We start from the raw sequence: 14,387 nt of genomic DNA, 5'->3' as shown, positions 1-14,387 counted from the left end.
GTAACTCCTTACCAACCTGGAATGCGGAATGCTTGTGAGGCTTCATACGCCGCCAAGGTTTCCGGCATAATCACAATCAACGCGAGACGCACCAATACGGCGGTGACGGCGAGTCCACAGAGGGTTTGCAGCACCCCTTGCCGGTCAAACCAAATAGCAATTAGCCCCGGGATGATGTAACCGATAATACTGCTCTCCATCACCGACATGACCACTGGGTATTCGAGCTGCGCGACTTTAGCCTCGCTATCCCCGGTTTCAGCCACCATCTGTAAATCCATAAAAGCGATCAGGTTGCCCAGAAACAAATCGAAGAATCCGGCGATCAAATAGCCGGTAAGAATCATAATGATGGTTTGCCGACGGCCATAAATAATCGCGTAGCTGGCGATCAAGCGAACAATGGCAAAAGTCAGCCAAGCGGCTGCCAAGGTAATACCAATATTAAGCGGATTCATCAGTTGCAGTGCCATATAGCCCGGCACGACAAGTCCCCCTGCTGCCAAGCCAAAAACCTGGCTCAAAAGCAAGGTGAAGAACAGGCCTATTCCGATCGCGACCGCGAGTATATTTAATGCAATCACAAGTCTTCCTCCATGGTGGCACGATTATTAAAGAACCGTGCAACTTCCTCTCCGCCGCCGTGAATGTTTGCCATTCCCACCACCAGCGCATGACGATTACTTTCTTCTAAAATTGTTTCCGTGACTTCCACCATATCCGCCTGCTCCATGACCAATACCTTGTTTGGATCCAGCCCCGCTTTCATCGCATAGCGGACAAATATTGAAGTGCCACTACCCATCACCAGATACCGATCTGCAGGTGGCCATTGCACAATCGCTTCGGCGATCTGCATTGAGCGGTGCGGGCGATCCGCCCGGCAATTCACCAAGGCAATTTTGCGCCGATCCGCGCCTTCTTTTTCGCACAACTCGCTCCAAATACGCCCAGTGGATTCCGGGTCGTTTGCAGCAAAGGCATTCACAAAAATAATGTCGCGTTCAAAGTAATTCACGTGCAACAAACGCATGGCGCCTGCTTCCGGTTCCAAATGAATCATGCCTTTTAGGGCGTCTTCCCGCGACACTCCTAAGTGAGCACACACTTTCAGTGCGAGAGCGACGTTTTCAGCGTGCTCTGCGTATTGGAACTGACTTAATATATCGCTGTGAATCGCTTCCACCTCATCGGCAGTTACTTGATGCAAGGTGCTATTTCGGTCTTCGCAGGCCATCTCGAATACATCGATCAGCTCCCGTTCCGCGGTATAAAGCGCGCCATTCACCGGGCTACTCCCAGCCAACGCCAAGGCAACATCACGAGGGCCCGGGCCCATCACATCTAAATGGTCGGCTCGGGCATTAGTCACCACGCCCAAGGTTGAGCGCACCATTTTTAGTTCAGTGAGAGATTGATAGTGCGGTTGCAGCGCCATGCATTCGAGCACGACGATTTCGGGTTTGAGCTGGGCCATACGTTTGAGCAAACGCATTTGCTCGATAATATTCGCACCGGCGACTCGATACAGCGGAAACTCGCGACCATCGGGATCCGTAAAAGCAGCCGCGGACCCTGTGGTTTTAGCGCACACGCGCTTCCCACCGCCACGCAAGCCGGCAGCAATTAAGCGAGTTACACTTGTTTTTCCGCGCGTGCCATTCACGTGCACTCGTACTGGAATTTGTTCGACAATACGTTTGTGCCGCCACGCTTCCCAGCACACCGCAAGCACCAGTAGCACCCACAGGCCCATCGTGATCGCTAACATGTCCGGAATGGCCATGACAACTCCCTGTTCTTATTTGGTTTCTGGCGAGAAGAGTTACTTACGTAAAGATTTATATGTAAAGATATATAACGGGTATTCGAGAAAACGCAAAGACGGCGAGCGCGTCTTTACGTAGCTTTTAGAGTTTCGGGGAAAGGCATTCACCCTTGCCTCGACGGCGAGGTTAGTTACAATACGGTCGGATTTAATCGCCAAATACTAAAGGTAAGTACACCAGCGAAGGTTACCCAGGCGAGGTAGGGTAACATCAGTACCGCGGCACCGCGGCTGTGTCGCCAAAATGCGATGGTTGTGAGGAGAATGAATACCCACAATACAATGATTTCAAGGAAGGCCCACATGCCGCTATACCAGGCGAAGAAAATCCAGCTCCACAACCCATTCAATAACAGCTGAATCAAATACAGCGTCAATGCCGTATCGCCATCACGCCAGCTTGCTTTACGCCATACTAAAAATGCGGCAAAGGCCATCATCGCGTACAAAATCGTCCACACCGGCCCAAATAACCACGCCGGCGGTGCAAACCCAGGCAGGTTCAGCTGGCTATAAAAGTCAGGCGCATTCATCGAGCCTACCGCGCCAATTGCCGCAGTAAGAAATGTAATCGCAAAAAAACCAAATAACGCTACAAATTGCCGCCCTTTCGAAGGCGTGCGACGGAACATAAACATAATCACGGATCCTTTAAGAAGCCGACGCTTCTAACGCGCGAAAATAAAATACTGGCACGCGGTCTAAGTTATTGAAATCCAGTATACGTGCGAATACAGAAAAATCGAAACTTATCGTTCATAGTTATAAAATGGTCGTGTTTAGCTAGGGATTTCCTATCAATTAAGCTAGGGTAAAACCCTTATTAACACATAAGGTATTGCACTATGCTACGTCAGTTACGACTCTTTTTCATTGCTGTTGCGAGCGTGATGTTGCTTTGTGGTGGCGCCTTCAGCGTTAGCGCAAACACAATTAAATCATCGGAATGGGCCACCAGTGAAGGTCAAGTACGCATTCAAGGCGATCGCGTTCGCTATCGTACTGAAGCAGGCGACACCATTATCCGCAACGATGATGGCAACCCCATTGCCAGTATTTTCTCCACTGCCTATTTCCGTACCGATGTCCGCGATGGACACCAACGCCCGATCACCTTTGTTTTTAACGGCGGCCCTGGCTCATCATCCGTGTGGTTGCACCTTGGACTCTATGGCCCTAAAAAAATAGTGGTGCCCAGTGATGCAGAAAATCCAGGCGCAGCTCCTTATGATTTCCGTGATAACCCGCATAGTTTGCTCGACGTCTCTGACTTAGTCTTTATCGACCCCGTCGGTACAGGCTTTAGCCGCGCTATCGGTGATGGCAAAAATAGTGACTTTTGGGGTGTACAAAAAGACGCTCGAGTACTCGCTGAGTTTATTCGCATGTTCGTCACCAAACACAATCGCTGGAACTCGCCTAAATATTTATCAGGTGAAAGCTACGGTACCGCGCGCGTTGGCGCTCTCTTGGCCGAACTTCAACAAGGGTGGGGCTCGATGACCTTTAACGGCGTTCACCTGATTTCCTCCATTGTAGATTTTCAAACCACGCGGGTAACACCTGGCAACGACATGCCCTTTATCATGTATTTGCCAACTTATGCAGCCACCGCGTGGTATCACGATGCTTTACCCGACCGTCCCGATGCGTTAGAGCCGTTTCTCGATGAAGCCCGTGCATTCGCAATGAACGAGCTAAGTGTTGCGTTGCTCAAAGGCAGTCGCATCTCCGATGAAGAGCACGCCCATATCGTGGAACGTTTGCATTACTTTACCGGATTGAGCAAAGACTACATTGAGCAAACGCGCTTGCGCATTGTGCCTCATCGCTTCTTCCGTGAGTTATTGCGGGATCGTGGGCAAGTCGTCGGTCGCTTAGATTCGCGCTTTATCGGCATTGAAAGTGATGATGCCGGTGAAACACCGATTGCCGATCCATCCGGCTACGGTATTGATGGTGCATACACAGCAGCCATTAACTTTCACCTGAAAAACAATCTGAATGTGGATCGCATGGATGAGTATCGTATTCTCAGTGGTCAGGTATTTGCAGGTTGGGACTGGAGTCTGCCACGCGGTCAGCAACAGGGCTTTCAGAATCTTGCGCCACACTTTGCGATTACGCAGCAGCGCAATAAAGATTTCCGTATCTTTATCGCCAATGGCTACTACGATGCGGCCACACCGTTTTTTGCTACTGAACACTCGTTCAGTAACTACGGCATGGATACCGATCGCGTGGTCATGAAATACTATGAATCTGGGCACATGATGTATATCCATCATCCATCGTTAGAGCAGCTAGCCAAGGATCTCCGCGCGTTTTATCGCGGCGAGTAATTGCTCACGGCTCTACTTGAGAAATAGCCCACATGATGTGGGCTATTTTTTATTCTCGGTAGCAGGCTCAATCATCAGTTGAATTGGCCGATAACTCCATTCATACTCGGATAAATAACCTGTTTTCCAAACAGATTATAATAACGCTTGTACGGATACAGCGTTACCGTTGGCAACGGTAATACAGGGGTAGTATATGAGAAGTGCCACACAAGAAGCGCAACCATTAAAATCTAATCATTCCATGAGCTCTTGCCTCCTGTGGATGGTTTTTGCCTGCTTCGTGTCAGGCCTCATAGCATCCCCTCGAGCATACGCCGAACAAATCCCAGAAATCGAGCAACGACTCGACCGCGTAGACTGGCACAATGCCAAGCCACTGGATTCTGAGTGGCTAAAGGATGCCATACAGGAGATAGACCCGAACCGAGCGATCGAAACCTACGCCCGCCTGGTCGTTCATCACGTGCTTGATCTTGCAATGAGTGACCCCACCGACGAGTCGTATAAAAACATACTTGAGCAAGCAACCATCTTGGCGGAAGCACGTGATAATGCCAATGCTATCGTTGATTTACTTACCGTAAACGCAGAAGTACACATACAACGTGAACAAACCATTAGAGCGCTGCCGCTAGCAGCTCGCATTGAAGAGCTATTGCCGCAGGTTAACAGCCCCCGCGTGCTTTATCATGCGCATCATACCATTGCCCGCGCACTGCAGTTTGAAGAGCGCTTTCAGGAGGCGTTGGAGCATTTACTTGCAGCCCATGTACACCTCACTGAAGTGGACATGATTCACACCCAGCGCCGCCGCCAAAATTTAAATATTCAAATTGCGCGCATTCAACTGTCACTAGGCAATTACTCCGCCGCAATAATGTTGCTCGACAACACGATTGAGGATGCACATACACACGACCTCGCCCATCGATTACCCGAGTTACTACTCATTCGTGGTTATGCTGAACAAAATTTACATGGGCCCTCTGAAGAAACCGTCGAACTGTTTTTACGTGCAGCCGAAGCAGCGGCCGACGAAGGTATCCCGCGAATCCACATGCTTGGCTACAACAATGCAGGAGCCGCCCTCTTACACCTAGGTCGATACGACGAATCAGCCCATTACCTGCGCTTGGGTATTGCTGTGGCGGAATCGGTAAATAACGTCAACGAACGTTCGGTCATGGAATTTAACCTTGGCTATATTCAAGTGTTGCAAGGCGACCACGATGAAGGCCTCGCGGCGATGCAAGAGTCCGAAGCCACTTTCCGCTCCTTTGCTACGCCTCATCAAATTGCCAATTTATTAACCCATCTTGCCGATGCATACGAATTGGCGGGACGCTACCAAGAACAAGCAGCTGCCCTCAAAGAACAATCACAGCTGCGCGAACGACATTTTCAATTAGAGCGAGATCGGGTATTTTCTGAGCTGCAAATTCAATACGAAGCCCAAGAAAAGTCCTTACAAATTCGCTTACTTGAGCAAGAAAGCGCTTTGCAACAGCAGGATATTGCTACCCGCGAGCGTACCCAACGCTTTATGTTGCTGGTTGCGTTCCTGTTGGTATGTTTGATTGTGTTAATTAGTTTGGGATTCTTAAAAGTTCGCCGCTTAAATGGCCTATTGAATCAGGCCAATCGCGATCTGGCTCGGCAAAGCAAACAAGATCCGTTAACTGGTTTATGGAACCGTCGTGCGATGAATGCGCGCCTGAGCGCCATGTCGAATACAAACCAGCACTATGCGATTTTCTTATTAGATATCGATCACTTCAAACATATTAACGACACGCATGGCCACGAAGCCGGAGACCAAGTGTTAATGGAAGTCGGTGAACGTCTGCGTCGGCTCGTACGCCATGAAGATATGGTGGTGCGTTGGGGTGGTGAAGAGTTCTTACTGTTCCTACCGACGAGTAACATCGATGGTCTTCCCGCATTGGCGCGACGCGTGTTAGATAGTGTGAGTTTGGAGCCTATCGTATGCGATGATCAACGGGTTCGCGTAACACTCAGCGGCGGTTATTTGCATACAGATACACCGGGCATGGAACGCTTCCCACCGCCGTTTGAAGATATGATTCGCATTGCTGATTTGTTGCTATATATCAGTAAGTCTCGGGGTCGAAATCAGATTACCGGATTGAAGTCGCTGTATATCAAGGAGCACGTACAAGATAAGCAGGGCTATCGCGATCTGTTAAGCAGCGCAGCCGCCGACACCTTACCGATCGCCGGCCCCCCAGCCAAGCGCTAAGCCCAAATGGTGCGCATGAGGTGACGGTACCAGCGCATGCCAGTCCAAATGGAAGCGAGGATATAAGGAATACCGCCGAGCACCCACATGATCAGACCCGCCAACTGTTGATCACCAAGATCTCGCGACTCGCCATAAAATGGCTCGTTTCCGAAGGTCAATAACGCCCCCAAGAATCCGGTGTGCATCAAGGTAAATAGCAACGCCAACAGCGCAAAGGCGGACTTCTCTTTAGACGCATACAAACACGCCCACCAAAACCACACAGCCGTAATCAAGAAACAGGCATGTTCAAACACATGCACCCACGGATTTTCAATCGCCAGCATATAGAACGTAGGAATGTGCCAAAACCAAATCATAAAGCCATGCAAATAGGCACAAAACATAGGGTAGCGCGTAATTTTGAACGCCCACTGCCAGGCGTGCTTTAGCCAACGTCCGCCAACCACATATAACTGCGGCAGCGGTTTAGTAAGCGCAAACAAAGGCGCAATCACCACCATCATTAACATGTGCTGGGTCATGTGAGCGGCAGAACTTGTTTCCGCCCAATCATCCAATGGGCCAAGTAAGGTAATAAAGGTGAGTACCGCCGTCCCTTGAAACAACCAAAACATCCACGGTTTCACTGAGGTACGACGCGCACCCAGTAAATACAACACCCAAAACACCCCAAGCATGACTGCCGCCAACCAAGCCGCCCACTGCTCTTGCCCCGTGCTCGTGAGCGGGTTATGAGCCCTAGCCATCCCGGGGAACAGCGCAAGGGCGATGACCACAACCGCAAACATTCCACGCATCTTAGCTACCCCAGAGCATTGGCAATGCCACAAAGGTAGCCACGCTGCACCAGAAGATGCCGAGGGTGTACGTCCACCATGGGCGCAGCACAATAGGTTCATAGGGATATGTCTTACCCACATAGCCTAACCGAACCCGCAAAGCCTGCATTAGGGTAAGCACCGAGCCCAAGCCACTATGGAATATCAAGTAAATGAGCATCACAAAGATTACGGCATCGTGCGCACTGCTCTGCAATTCCAGAGGCGCCATGGTCGTGAGTGTAATCAGCACCGCAGTATGCACCACGCCCATCAAGCCAAGTAGCCCCAGATTGCGCTCAAGGCCCCGATCATTACCCGCTTTTAGGTAACGAATCTGCATGTGGTAGAACACCACCAAGATGGTTAACAGCAATCCCGCCGTGAACAATAACGGAATCGATAACGGCGACACTGAAGGCATGCTCCACTCCGGAGCCACCAACCATAAATACAACCAGCCAAATAACAGCGACAGATACAGCGCACCGTCGGCAAGCAAGGTAATCACCATACCCCAGAGTCCCGGACCATCATGAGTGCGCGAATGTAGCGGAATCTTCGGATCGTCGTATTTCGTCGGCGGTGCCATAGATGGGTGAGCACCGTTCTCCCAGCTCCAACGCAGCAAGAAAATAGCGGCGAGTACGCAACCTACGATCGCCAGTGGATACACCCGTACCAGCAAACTCACGCACACCAGCGCCAAACCTAAGGCACTGAACAGGGGCCACCAGGAATGAGTCGGGATATGGAAAATAGATGTGAGCTTCCCGCTCATCACCTCAGTGCCCAAGAGCTCGCGGCGACCATGGCGTATTTCTGCCAGGCCATGTTCGTTCTTACTCATCGATTCGAGCAAACTTGGGTTATCCCAAAGCGGATGGCGACTTTCGATATTGGGAATGCTGGCAAAGTTATAGGATACCGGGGGTGTGCCTGTGGCCCATTCCAAAGTATCTGCCTGCCACGGGTTCTTCTCGGCTTTTTTACCAAACTTAAAGTGCAAAATAATATCCAAGAGCACCAGCCCGATACCCAAGGTCATGATAAAGCCACCCACCGACGACAGCAGATTTAGGCCATCCCAGCCAAGGCCCGCTTCGTAGGTAAATACCCGCCGCGGCATACCGAGCAAGCCAGTAAGATGCATCATAAAGAAGGTGGCATTCATGCCAATAAAGGTGAGCCAGAAACCCCAGCGTCCGAGTCGTAGCGACGGCATACGGCCGGAAAAGTGCGGGAGCCAATAGTAAATTCCCGCGATCAACGGATACACCATACCGCCGATAAGCACATAGTGCAGGTGCGCCACCACAAAGTGGGTATCGTGTACTTGCCAATTAAAGGGCACCAACGCGAGCATCACGCCGGTGAGGCCTCCGCATACAAAGACAATCAAAAATCCGAACACCCATAACATGGGCAAATTAAAGCTCGGTCGGCCCATCCACAAGGTCGCTAACCAAGCGAAGATTTGAATCGCCGTGGGAATCGCCACCAACATACTGGCGATGGAGAAAAACGCCTGAGCTAGCGGCGGGATCCCGATGGTAAACATGTGGTGGACCCAGATCCCAAAACTGATGAAGGCCGTGAGAATAATCGACAGCACAATCCACTTGTAACCAATAATTGGGCGCTTGGAGAACACCGGAATAATGGTCGATATCACCGCTGCCGCCGGCAAGAAAATGATATACACCTCAGGGTGCCCAAATAACCAAAACAAATGCTGCCACAAAATCGGATCGCCGCCGCTGGCCACTTCAAAAAACGGCATTCCCGCTGCTCGTTCAAGTTCCAACAAAATGGAGGCTAAGATCAGCGGTGGGAACCCAAAGACAATCATTAAGGCCATGGCCAAAATGTACCAACAGAAGATCGGCATTTTGCTTAAGGTCATGCCCGGAGCCCGGCTGCGCAGGATAGACACTGTGAGTTCCACACCTGCAGCCATTGCGGAAATCTCCACAAAGGTAATACCGAGCAGCCAAAAATCTGAGCCTGGGCCAGGGGAAAACTCAGCGCTACTGAGCGGCGTATACATAAACCAACCGGAATCGGGGGCGATGCCGAAGAACAAGCTCGACATAATGATGATGCCACCAAACAGATAGCAGTAATAACCAAGCGAACTAATGCGTGGAAATACTAAATCGCGGGCGCCAATGAGCTTGGGAATCATATAGATTGCCAGCCCTTCGAGGATCGGAATGGCAAATAAAAACATCATAATGGTGCCGTGCATGGTGAACAGCTGACTGTACACATCCGCAGGCACGATATCTTGATTCGGTAGCGCCAACTGGGTGCGCATCAGCATCGCCATGACGCCGCCGATGAGGAAGAAAATCGCACCAGTCACCATAAAGCGACGACCAATCGACGTATGATTTACCGCCGCAAGCTGCCCCCAGCCGGGCAAGTTATCCCACACCTGCGCCATCCGACGCTGAAATTCGGCGTTAGTCATCGCTCACCTCCGTTGTGGATGCTGGCACAGCGTTGTCTGAAAGCCATTGCTCAAAGTCGTCTTGGCTCACCGCCCGCAACTCAAACTGCATAAAGGCGTGAGCCGAGCCGCAATACTCCGCACACTGACCACGGTAGGTATCAATTTCATCGGCCTGTAGGCGCAGCACAGTGGTGCGTCCGGGAATGGCATCGAGTTTCCCCCCGAGTCTGGGCACCCAAAACGAGTGAATCACATCTTCACTGCTTAGATGAAAATCAATCGGGGTGTCGACTGGAATCACAATGTCGTCAATTAATTCGATGCCGGTGTCTGGATACGTTACCCGCCAAAACCATTGATGAGCAGTCACCTCAATGCGTACCGCATTCGGGTCCGCGTGAGGTAGCATTCGATGGCCATAGGGAATTCCGAAAATCAGCAGCAAAGTAATGGCGAATGTGGGTAAACCAATGCCACCGTACCAAACCCACTTATTCAGCGCCTTTTGGGCCTTGTCTTGCTCTACATCGCCACCATCCCGGTGCATCGCATGCCACCACCAGACAAACAGCACCACTGAAACCACGAGACTAAACCAAAACATACCCCACCACAGGAGCTTCACCATGTGTGCAGACGGGCCTGCCGGATCCAAGGTCGAAAACGGCCCCGAACAACCAGTAAGCAGTAAGATACTGGCGGCACACAAAATTTTTGCTAGGCTAGAGTCATACAGTCGCATTGGCCTCCCCTTGCAATAATGATGGATTGCAGCGTACCAATTGAGCGACACCTGTTATCAAGGAGAACGCATGCCCACCGCTAAAATTGAAAGTCGCGCCTCGGTTTTGGGTCACCCCTTGCATCCCGCGTTGATTCACTTTCCCATTGCCGCTTTGGTGATGCTGGTCGCTTCGGATGTCGCTTTTGTGGTAACCGGTGACGCTTTCTGGGCCCGTGCCAGTTATTGGTTGGCATGTGTAGGTGTGGGCTTCGGTGTGCTTTCCGGTATCGCCGGCTCCATTGATTTGTTTACCGTGCGCAGGATCCGCAAGTTGGTTACGGCATGGGCTCACGGTATTTTGGCGGTCATGATGCTGAGTTTGGCGGCCTTTAACTTGATGCTGCGTTGGGAAGATGCGGCGGTGAATATTTGGCCGTGGGGAATTTACATGAGCTTTCTTACCCTCGGCCTGATAAAAATCACCGGATTTCTGGGGGCGCAGCTGGTGTATGAATATGGGGTCGGTGTCGACGTCAAAGAAGCCACCCAGCGGGATGTTCGCCCTTAGGGCATCGATTACAATGTCCATGGCAAGCTCTCCGGTATGGCGGGTTTTGCCAATACGATCCAGAGAATCGCAGCAATGAGCAGGCTTAGTAACACAATCAGGCTGTAGCTGAGCACACGAACTTTGGCGTATTCTTTGCGCTCCACCCGAATAATCAACAATCCCATACTGGCTTGGCATGCAGCCATCATAGTCACCAACGTGAGCTTAGCGATTAACCAGAATTCCGCACTTTGATTGAGCCAAAACACCACACTCCCCGCGGTGATGCTGATCAGCGCTGCCGGGGTCGCGATATGGGTATACACAAAGCGGGCCATAGAATCGATGCCCGCCGGGGGATCGGTAAATTTATTTTCATGACGCCCCGCGCCCGCCAAAACAACAGGTACGTAGTAAGCACCGGCAACCCAGATCGTCAGGAAAATAATATGCAGCGATAGCACCCACAGCACGTGTTAGGCTCCCAAAAGTTTATAAATTTCAATGCAATAATTATTCAGATTAGAAAAAGCTTGGCGCAAATCTCAGCTTTTGCAAGTTTTGTTGGTTGCAATTTAACCGGTCAATTCGCGCCGTGTGGGGAACTAGTATTATTAATTTCCCTTTGTTTGCGGCATACTGGTCCAATCAGTTAGCGATTAGTTGTAAGGTGTTATGCGGAAATATATTCGTCGTTGGGTCAACAGTGCCCGCGGATTACGTTTTTTACTCAATTGGTACCGGCCGTATCGTGGCGCGGGTATTCGGATTACGTCGATCAGTGATGATTTTATGCATGCGCGCGTTGAAATGCGCCAGCACTGGTACAACAAAAATTACGTGGGCACGCACTTTGGCGGCTCCCTCTATAGCATGGTTGATCCCATGTATATGTTGCTGCTCATGCAACGCTTAGGGCGTGATTACATTGTCTGGGATAAATCCGCGCACATTGATTTTGTCAGCCCGGGTCGGGGCACAGTGCATGCAGAATTTACCATTACCGAAAGCCAGCTTGCGGAAATTAAAGCCGCGGCTGATCGGGGCGAGAAAGTGCTGCCTGAATGGAAAGTATATGTGAAGAACACCAGCGGTGACGTGGTCGCCAAGGTTCACAAAACCTTGTACGTACGCCGGAAGCCGACAACCTAAAGATTCAATAACACAAAGCCAAGGCCAATACGGTTTTGGCGATGGTTATAATCGATCAGGGTTTCGCCGTATCCGGAGAAAATCTGCAAATGCACACGCAAGCCATCGGGTACACTGCGGCGCACCGGATGGGTGAAATCCAGTTGCCATGATCCTCGATTCATCGACAAGTTCGGCGATACCCGTGTGAGCGTAAACGACGTAGCCCCGAGTAACCCGCCAATACGCGTATCCAGATTGCCTCGGTAATGCACAAGATCGGGGTTGTCGTCATCATCTTCGTGAATACGCAATTTATAGGTGCTTTCTACCAATAACCCCTTCACCTCGAGGGCGCCACTCAACGACCAATAATTCCAGCTGCGCGATTCCGGTTCGCGTTGGCCATTGGACTCGTGGGCTAACCCAAAGCGCAGCATTTGCAGGCGCAACGTGCCTGGGATTGGGTCAAAACGACGGGATACTGGAACCACATAGAAAATCTCCGGGTTGTGATCGGTGCTGCGGAAGGGGGCGGAGTCCTGATGGTTCCATGCTTGCCACAGCGACGTTTGGCTATACGCCACCCATAGATCAGCATTAGGAAGCAAGAAATCTTCCAGTAATTTGGTACGCAATGAGAGTTGTATTTTAACCTCTTCGTTACGGTAGGTATTATTTACTTCTGTAGGGCCCCGCGTTGGGCTTGAGGGCTGATGGTTCATGCGTGTGGAGTAATGATACGGCAGTATATAATTCGCTTGGTAGGTGCGAATTTGATACAAGCCTCGCTTGTGTTCAGGCTCTAGCTCCCAAAACATATTAATAAGCTCAGCCGCCGGCGGAATGGGTTCGAACTCGTCGTCGGGCACCACCTGCCTTTGATCTGCCTGCGCTCCAGTGCTGAAGGCGCAAAGAATACTAAAAGCACATAGCCATCGTCCTGATTTTCCTTGCACCTTCTGCTCCTTGATTAAGTGTTAAAACGACGAACCAGGTTGGGTGAGAAACTCGATTTCTTCTTGCGTAGAGGTACGCCCCAGTATCTTATTGCGGTGGGGATAACGCCCAAAACGGGCAATAATATCTCGGTGTTTTATTTCGAAATCGAGGTTATTTTCAAGCCCGGGTTGGTCATACAAACGCATCGCCACTTCATGAATGGGTAAGGATTCGCTATGCATATAGGGCATATACAAAAATGCCCGCTGCATGCTTGTCAGAGGGTTATCATCACAATTAGCTACGGCTTCTTGTGCGAGCGCCAGTGCTAATGCGTCTTGCGCAAAGGCCCCTGGTTGGTCCCGGTAAATATTTCGAGAAAACTGATCGAGCACAATAATTTCAGCCAAGCGCCCTTCCGGAGAATGTCGCCAATGGAAAAGTTCGCATTGCGCTGCCGACGCGTGCAGGGATTGAAAACGCTCGGTAATGAGTTGATCTAAGGCATCGTCTTTTTTAAACCATTGTTCTGTCGATAATTCCTCAAACCAAAATTGGAGAACGACATCTTCGCTCATTATTTTTGGAATTCCCATGGTGTGCACGCCCCGCCTGTTTTTGTTTTCTCAATCTTAGTGGATTACAGCTTAGAAGTTAAAGGGCCACACGGGAAATTTAATTGTCCATTTACACGAAATAGTTTTTCTCACCGCCAGTGATCGAAACACCGCCGTACTAATGTACACCACCCACACTGTTCAACTCCTCCAACAATTCCGCCCCAGGGGCATAACTCACCATTTTCCACTCCTCCAACAATTCCGCCCCAGGGGTGAAACGCTGTTTTTCGTAATCCATGGCTCAAGCCGCGCGTTTGTTTCAATTCTCCCCTAGGCGCGCTAAATTGTAGTAAATGACGTGTCAAAAAAGAGGTCACTATGCGGAGCTTATTCATCGGCGCAGCAATCATTTTTCTCGCCGGATGTTCACCTGAACCACAACATCTTGCACTCCATGTGGTGGTAGCCGAGGCTAGCGCATTGGATGGTCGAACCCTTACCACACAAGGCACCGTGCGGATGTTCGAGGATCCAGAGCACTACTGGATTGAAGACAGTGAGCTGAATCGCGTGGGCCTTCATGGGGTGGATTTCTCTGCTCTGGTCGGCAATGAAGTTCAGGTTACCGGACGTTTTTCGGCGAGCGCAGAACGAGGGCGCCATTTGGATGTAACAGAGTTTGTGGTGCTGTCGGAATAATATTTTTGTTAGCGATTGACCAACAGGGAGGAAGAGCTCCGTGAGTTTCACCCCTGGGGCGGAATT

At 50.6% G+C, this 14,387-nt stretch carries 14 protein-coding genes; 5 read left to right on the top strand and 9 right to left on the bottom strand.

The window, feature by feature from the left end:
- Positions 1-8: 8 nt before the first annotated feature.
- The 3 genes from pgsC to FM042_RS09590 all read right to left on the bottom strand — a co-directional run bounded on the left by pgsC (position 9) and on the right by FM042_RS09590 (position 2,466).
- The gene (gene pgsC / locus FM042_RS09600) at positions 9-584 is read right to left on the bottom strand and encodes a poly-gamma-glutamate biosynthesis protein PgsC (RefSeq protein WP_143236209.1); all 576 of its coding nucleotides are present in this window, start codon (positions 582-584) and stop codon (positions 9-11) included.
- Positions 581-1,786: a poly-gamma-glutamate synthase PgsB gene (gene pgsB / locus FM042_RS09595; RefSeq protein WP_143236208.1), complete on the bottom strand. Its 1,206-nt coding sequence runs from the start codon at positions 1,784-1,786 to the stop codon at positions 581-583. The genes pgsC and pgsB overlap by 4 nt, the downstream gene beginning before the upstream one ends.
- A gap of 173 nt (positions 1,787-1,959) precedes the next feature.
- Complete coding sequence (locus tag FM042_RS09590) at positions 1,960-2,466, bottom strand: TspO/MBR family protein (protein ID WP_221931527.1); 507 nt, start codon at positions 2,464-2,466, stop codon at positions 1,960-1,962.
- 207 nt (positions 2,467-2,673) lie between these two features.
- Here FM042_RS09590 and FM042_RS09585 point away from each other — a divergent pair, with 207 nt between their 5' ends.
- Together FM042_RS09585 and FM042_RS09580 are read left to right on the top strand one after the other, a co-directional pair.
- Positions 2,674-4,170 carry a S10 family peptidase gene (locus FM042_RS09585; protein WP_143236207.1) on the top strand — a complete coding sequence of 499 codons (1,497 nt, stop codon included), beginning with the start codon at positions 2,674-2,676 and terminating at the stop codon, positions 4,168-4,170.
- 196 nt (positions 4,171-4,366) lie between these two features.
- Entirely contained in the window at positions 4,367-6,433 is a 2,067-nt protein-coding gene (locus tag FM042_RS09580) for a GGDEF domain-containing protein (protein WP_143236206.1), read from the top strand.
- Here the strand turns inward: FM042_RS09580 and FM042_RS09575 are convergent.
- Genes FM042_RS09575 through coxB form a run of 3 tightly spaced genes read right to left on the bottom strand, consistent with a single transcriptional unit; the run spans position 6,430 to position 10,457 of the window.
- On the bottom strand, positions 6,430-7,236 hold the full coding sequence (locus FM042_RS09575) for a cytochrome c oxidase assembly protein (RefSeq protein WP_232366418.1): 807 nt from the start codon (positions 7,234-7,236) through the stop codon (positions 6,430-6,432). The genes FM042_RS09580 and FM042_RS09575 overlap by 4 nt on opposite strands.
- A 1-nt stretch (position 7,237) precedes the next feature.
- Positions 7,238-9,733, bottom strand: coding sequence for a cytochrome c oxidase subunit I (gene ctaD, locus FM042_RS09570; RefSeq protein WP_143236205.1), 2,496 nt, complete (start codon positions 9,731-9,733; stop codon positions 7,238-7,240).
- Positions 9,726-10,457, bottom strand: coding sequence for a cytochrome c oxidase subunit II (coxB, locus tag FM042_RS09565; protein WP_221931526.1), 732 nt, complete (start codon positions 10,455-10,457; stop codon positions 9,726-9,728). The genes ctaD and coxB overlap by 8 nt, the downstream gene beginning before the upstream one ends.
- A gap of 70 nt (positions 10,458-10,527) precedes the next feature.
- On the opposite strand from coxB, the gene FM042_RS09560 reads away from it, so the two are divergent.
- A complete protein-coding gene (locus tag FM042_RS09560; protein ID WP_143236204.1) occupies positions 10,528-11,007 on the top strand; it encodes a DUF2231 domain-containing protein in 480 nt (159 codons plus the stop codon).
- 8 nt (positions 11,008-11,015) lie between these two features.
- Here FM042_RS09560 and FM042_RS09555 read toward each other — a convergent pair whose 3' ends face one another.
- On the bottom strand, positions 11,016-11,462 hold the full coding sequence (locus FM042_RS09555) for a CopD family protein (RefSeq protein ID WP_143236203.1): 447 nt from the start codon (positions 11,460-11,462) through the stop codon (positions 11,016-11,018).
- 202 nt (positions 11,463-11,664) lie between these two features.
- Between FM042_RS09555 and FM042_RS09550 the strand changes: the two genes are divergently transcribed.
- Positions 11,665-12,141 carry a DUF4442 domain-containing protein gene (locus FM042_RS09550; protein WP_143236202.1) on the top strand — a complete coding sequence of 159 codons (477 nt, stop codon included), beginning with the start codon at positions 11,665-11,667 and terminating at the stop codon, positions 12,139-12,141.
- Here FM042_RS09550 and FM042_RS09545 read toward each other — a convergent pair.
- Complete coding sequence (locus FM042_RS09545) at positions 12,138-13,079, bottom strand: phospholipase A (protein ID WP_143236201.1); 942 nt, start codon at positions 13,077-13,079, stop codon at positions 12,138-12,140. The genes FM042_RS09550 and FM042_RS09545 overlap by 4 nt on opposite strands.
- A gap of 21 nt (positions 13,080-13,100) precedes the next feature.
- Complete coding sequence (locus tag FM042_RS09540) at positions 13,101-13,640, bottom strand: DUF924 family protein (RefSeq protein WP_143236200.1); 540 nt, start codon at positions 13,638-13,640, stop codon at positions 13,101-13,103.
- 360 nt (positions 13,641-14,000) lie between these two features.
- Here FM042_RS09540 and FM042_RS09535 point away from each other — a divergent pair, with 360 nt between their 5' ends.
- Complete coding sequence (locus tag FM042_RS09535; RefSeq protein ID WP_143236199.1) at positions 14,001-14,321, top strand: hypothetical protein; 321 nt, start codon at positions 14,001-14,003, stop codon at positions 14,319-14,321.
- Positions 14,322-14,387: the final 66 nt, after the last annotated feature.

Source organism: Aliidiomarina halalkaliphila (assembly GCF_007096385.1).
Lineage (GTDB): Bacteria > Pseudomonadota > Gammaproteobacteria > Enterobacterales > Alteromonadaceae > Aliidiomarina > Aliidiomarina halalkaliphila.
This window is presented reverse-complemented; position numbering and strand designations above follow the sequence as displayed.

What these genes read in the sequence shown, in the direction of transcription:
- FM042_RS09575 (WP_232366418.1), bottom strand. Translation starts at nt 7,236, where the DNA reads ATGCGTGGAATGTTTGCGGTTGTGGTCATCGCCCTTGCGCTGTTCCCC.
- coxB (WP_221931526.1), bottom strand. Translation starts at nt 10,457, where the DNA reads ATGCGACTGTATGACTCTAGCCTAGCAAAAATTTTGTGTGCCGCCAGT.
- FM042_RS09580 (WP_143236206.1), top strand. Translation starts at nt 4,367, where the DNA reads ATGAGAAGTGCCACACAAGAAGCGCAACCATTAAAATCTAATCATTCC.
- FM042_RS09585 (WP_143236207.1), top strand. Translation starts at nt 2,674, where the DNA reads ATGCTACGTCAGTTACGACTCTTTTTCATTGCTGTTGCGAGCGTGATG.
- FM042_RS09550 (WP_143236202.1), top strand. Translation starts at nt 11,665, where the DNA reads ATGCGGAAATATATTCGTCGTTGGGTCAACAGTGCCCGCGGATTACGT.
- FM042_RS09535 (WP_143236199.1), top strand. Translation starts at nt 14,001, where the DNA reads ATGCGGAGCTTATTCATCGGCGCAGCAATCATTTTTCTCGCCGGATGT.
- FM042_RS09560 (WP_143236204.1), top strand. Translation starts at nt 10,528, where the DNA reads ATGCCCACCGCTAAAATTGAAAGTCGCGCCTCGGTTTTGGGTCACCCC.
- FM042_RS09590 (WP_221931527.1), bottom strand. Translation starts at nt 2,466, where the DNA reads ATGTTTATGTTCCGTCGCACGCCTTCGAAAGGGCGGCAATTTGTAGCG.
- pgsB (WP_143236208.1), bottom strand. Translation starts at nt 1,786, where the DNA reads ATGGCCATTCCGGACATGTTAGCGATCACGATGGGCCTGTGGGTGCTA.
- ctaD (WP_143236205.1), bottom strand. Translation starts at nt 9,733, where the DNA reads ATGACTAACGCCGAATTTCAGCGTCGGATGGCGCAGGTGTGGGATAAC.
- FM042_RS09540 (WP_143236200.1), bottom strand. Translation starts at nt 13,640, where the DNA reads ATGAGCGAAGATGTCGTTCTCCAATTTTGGTTTGAGGAATTATCGACA.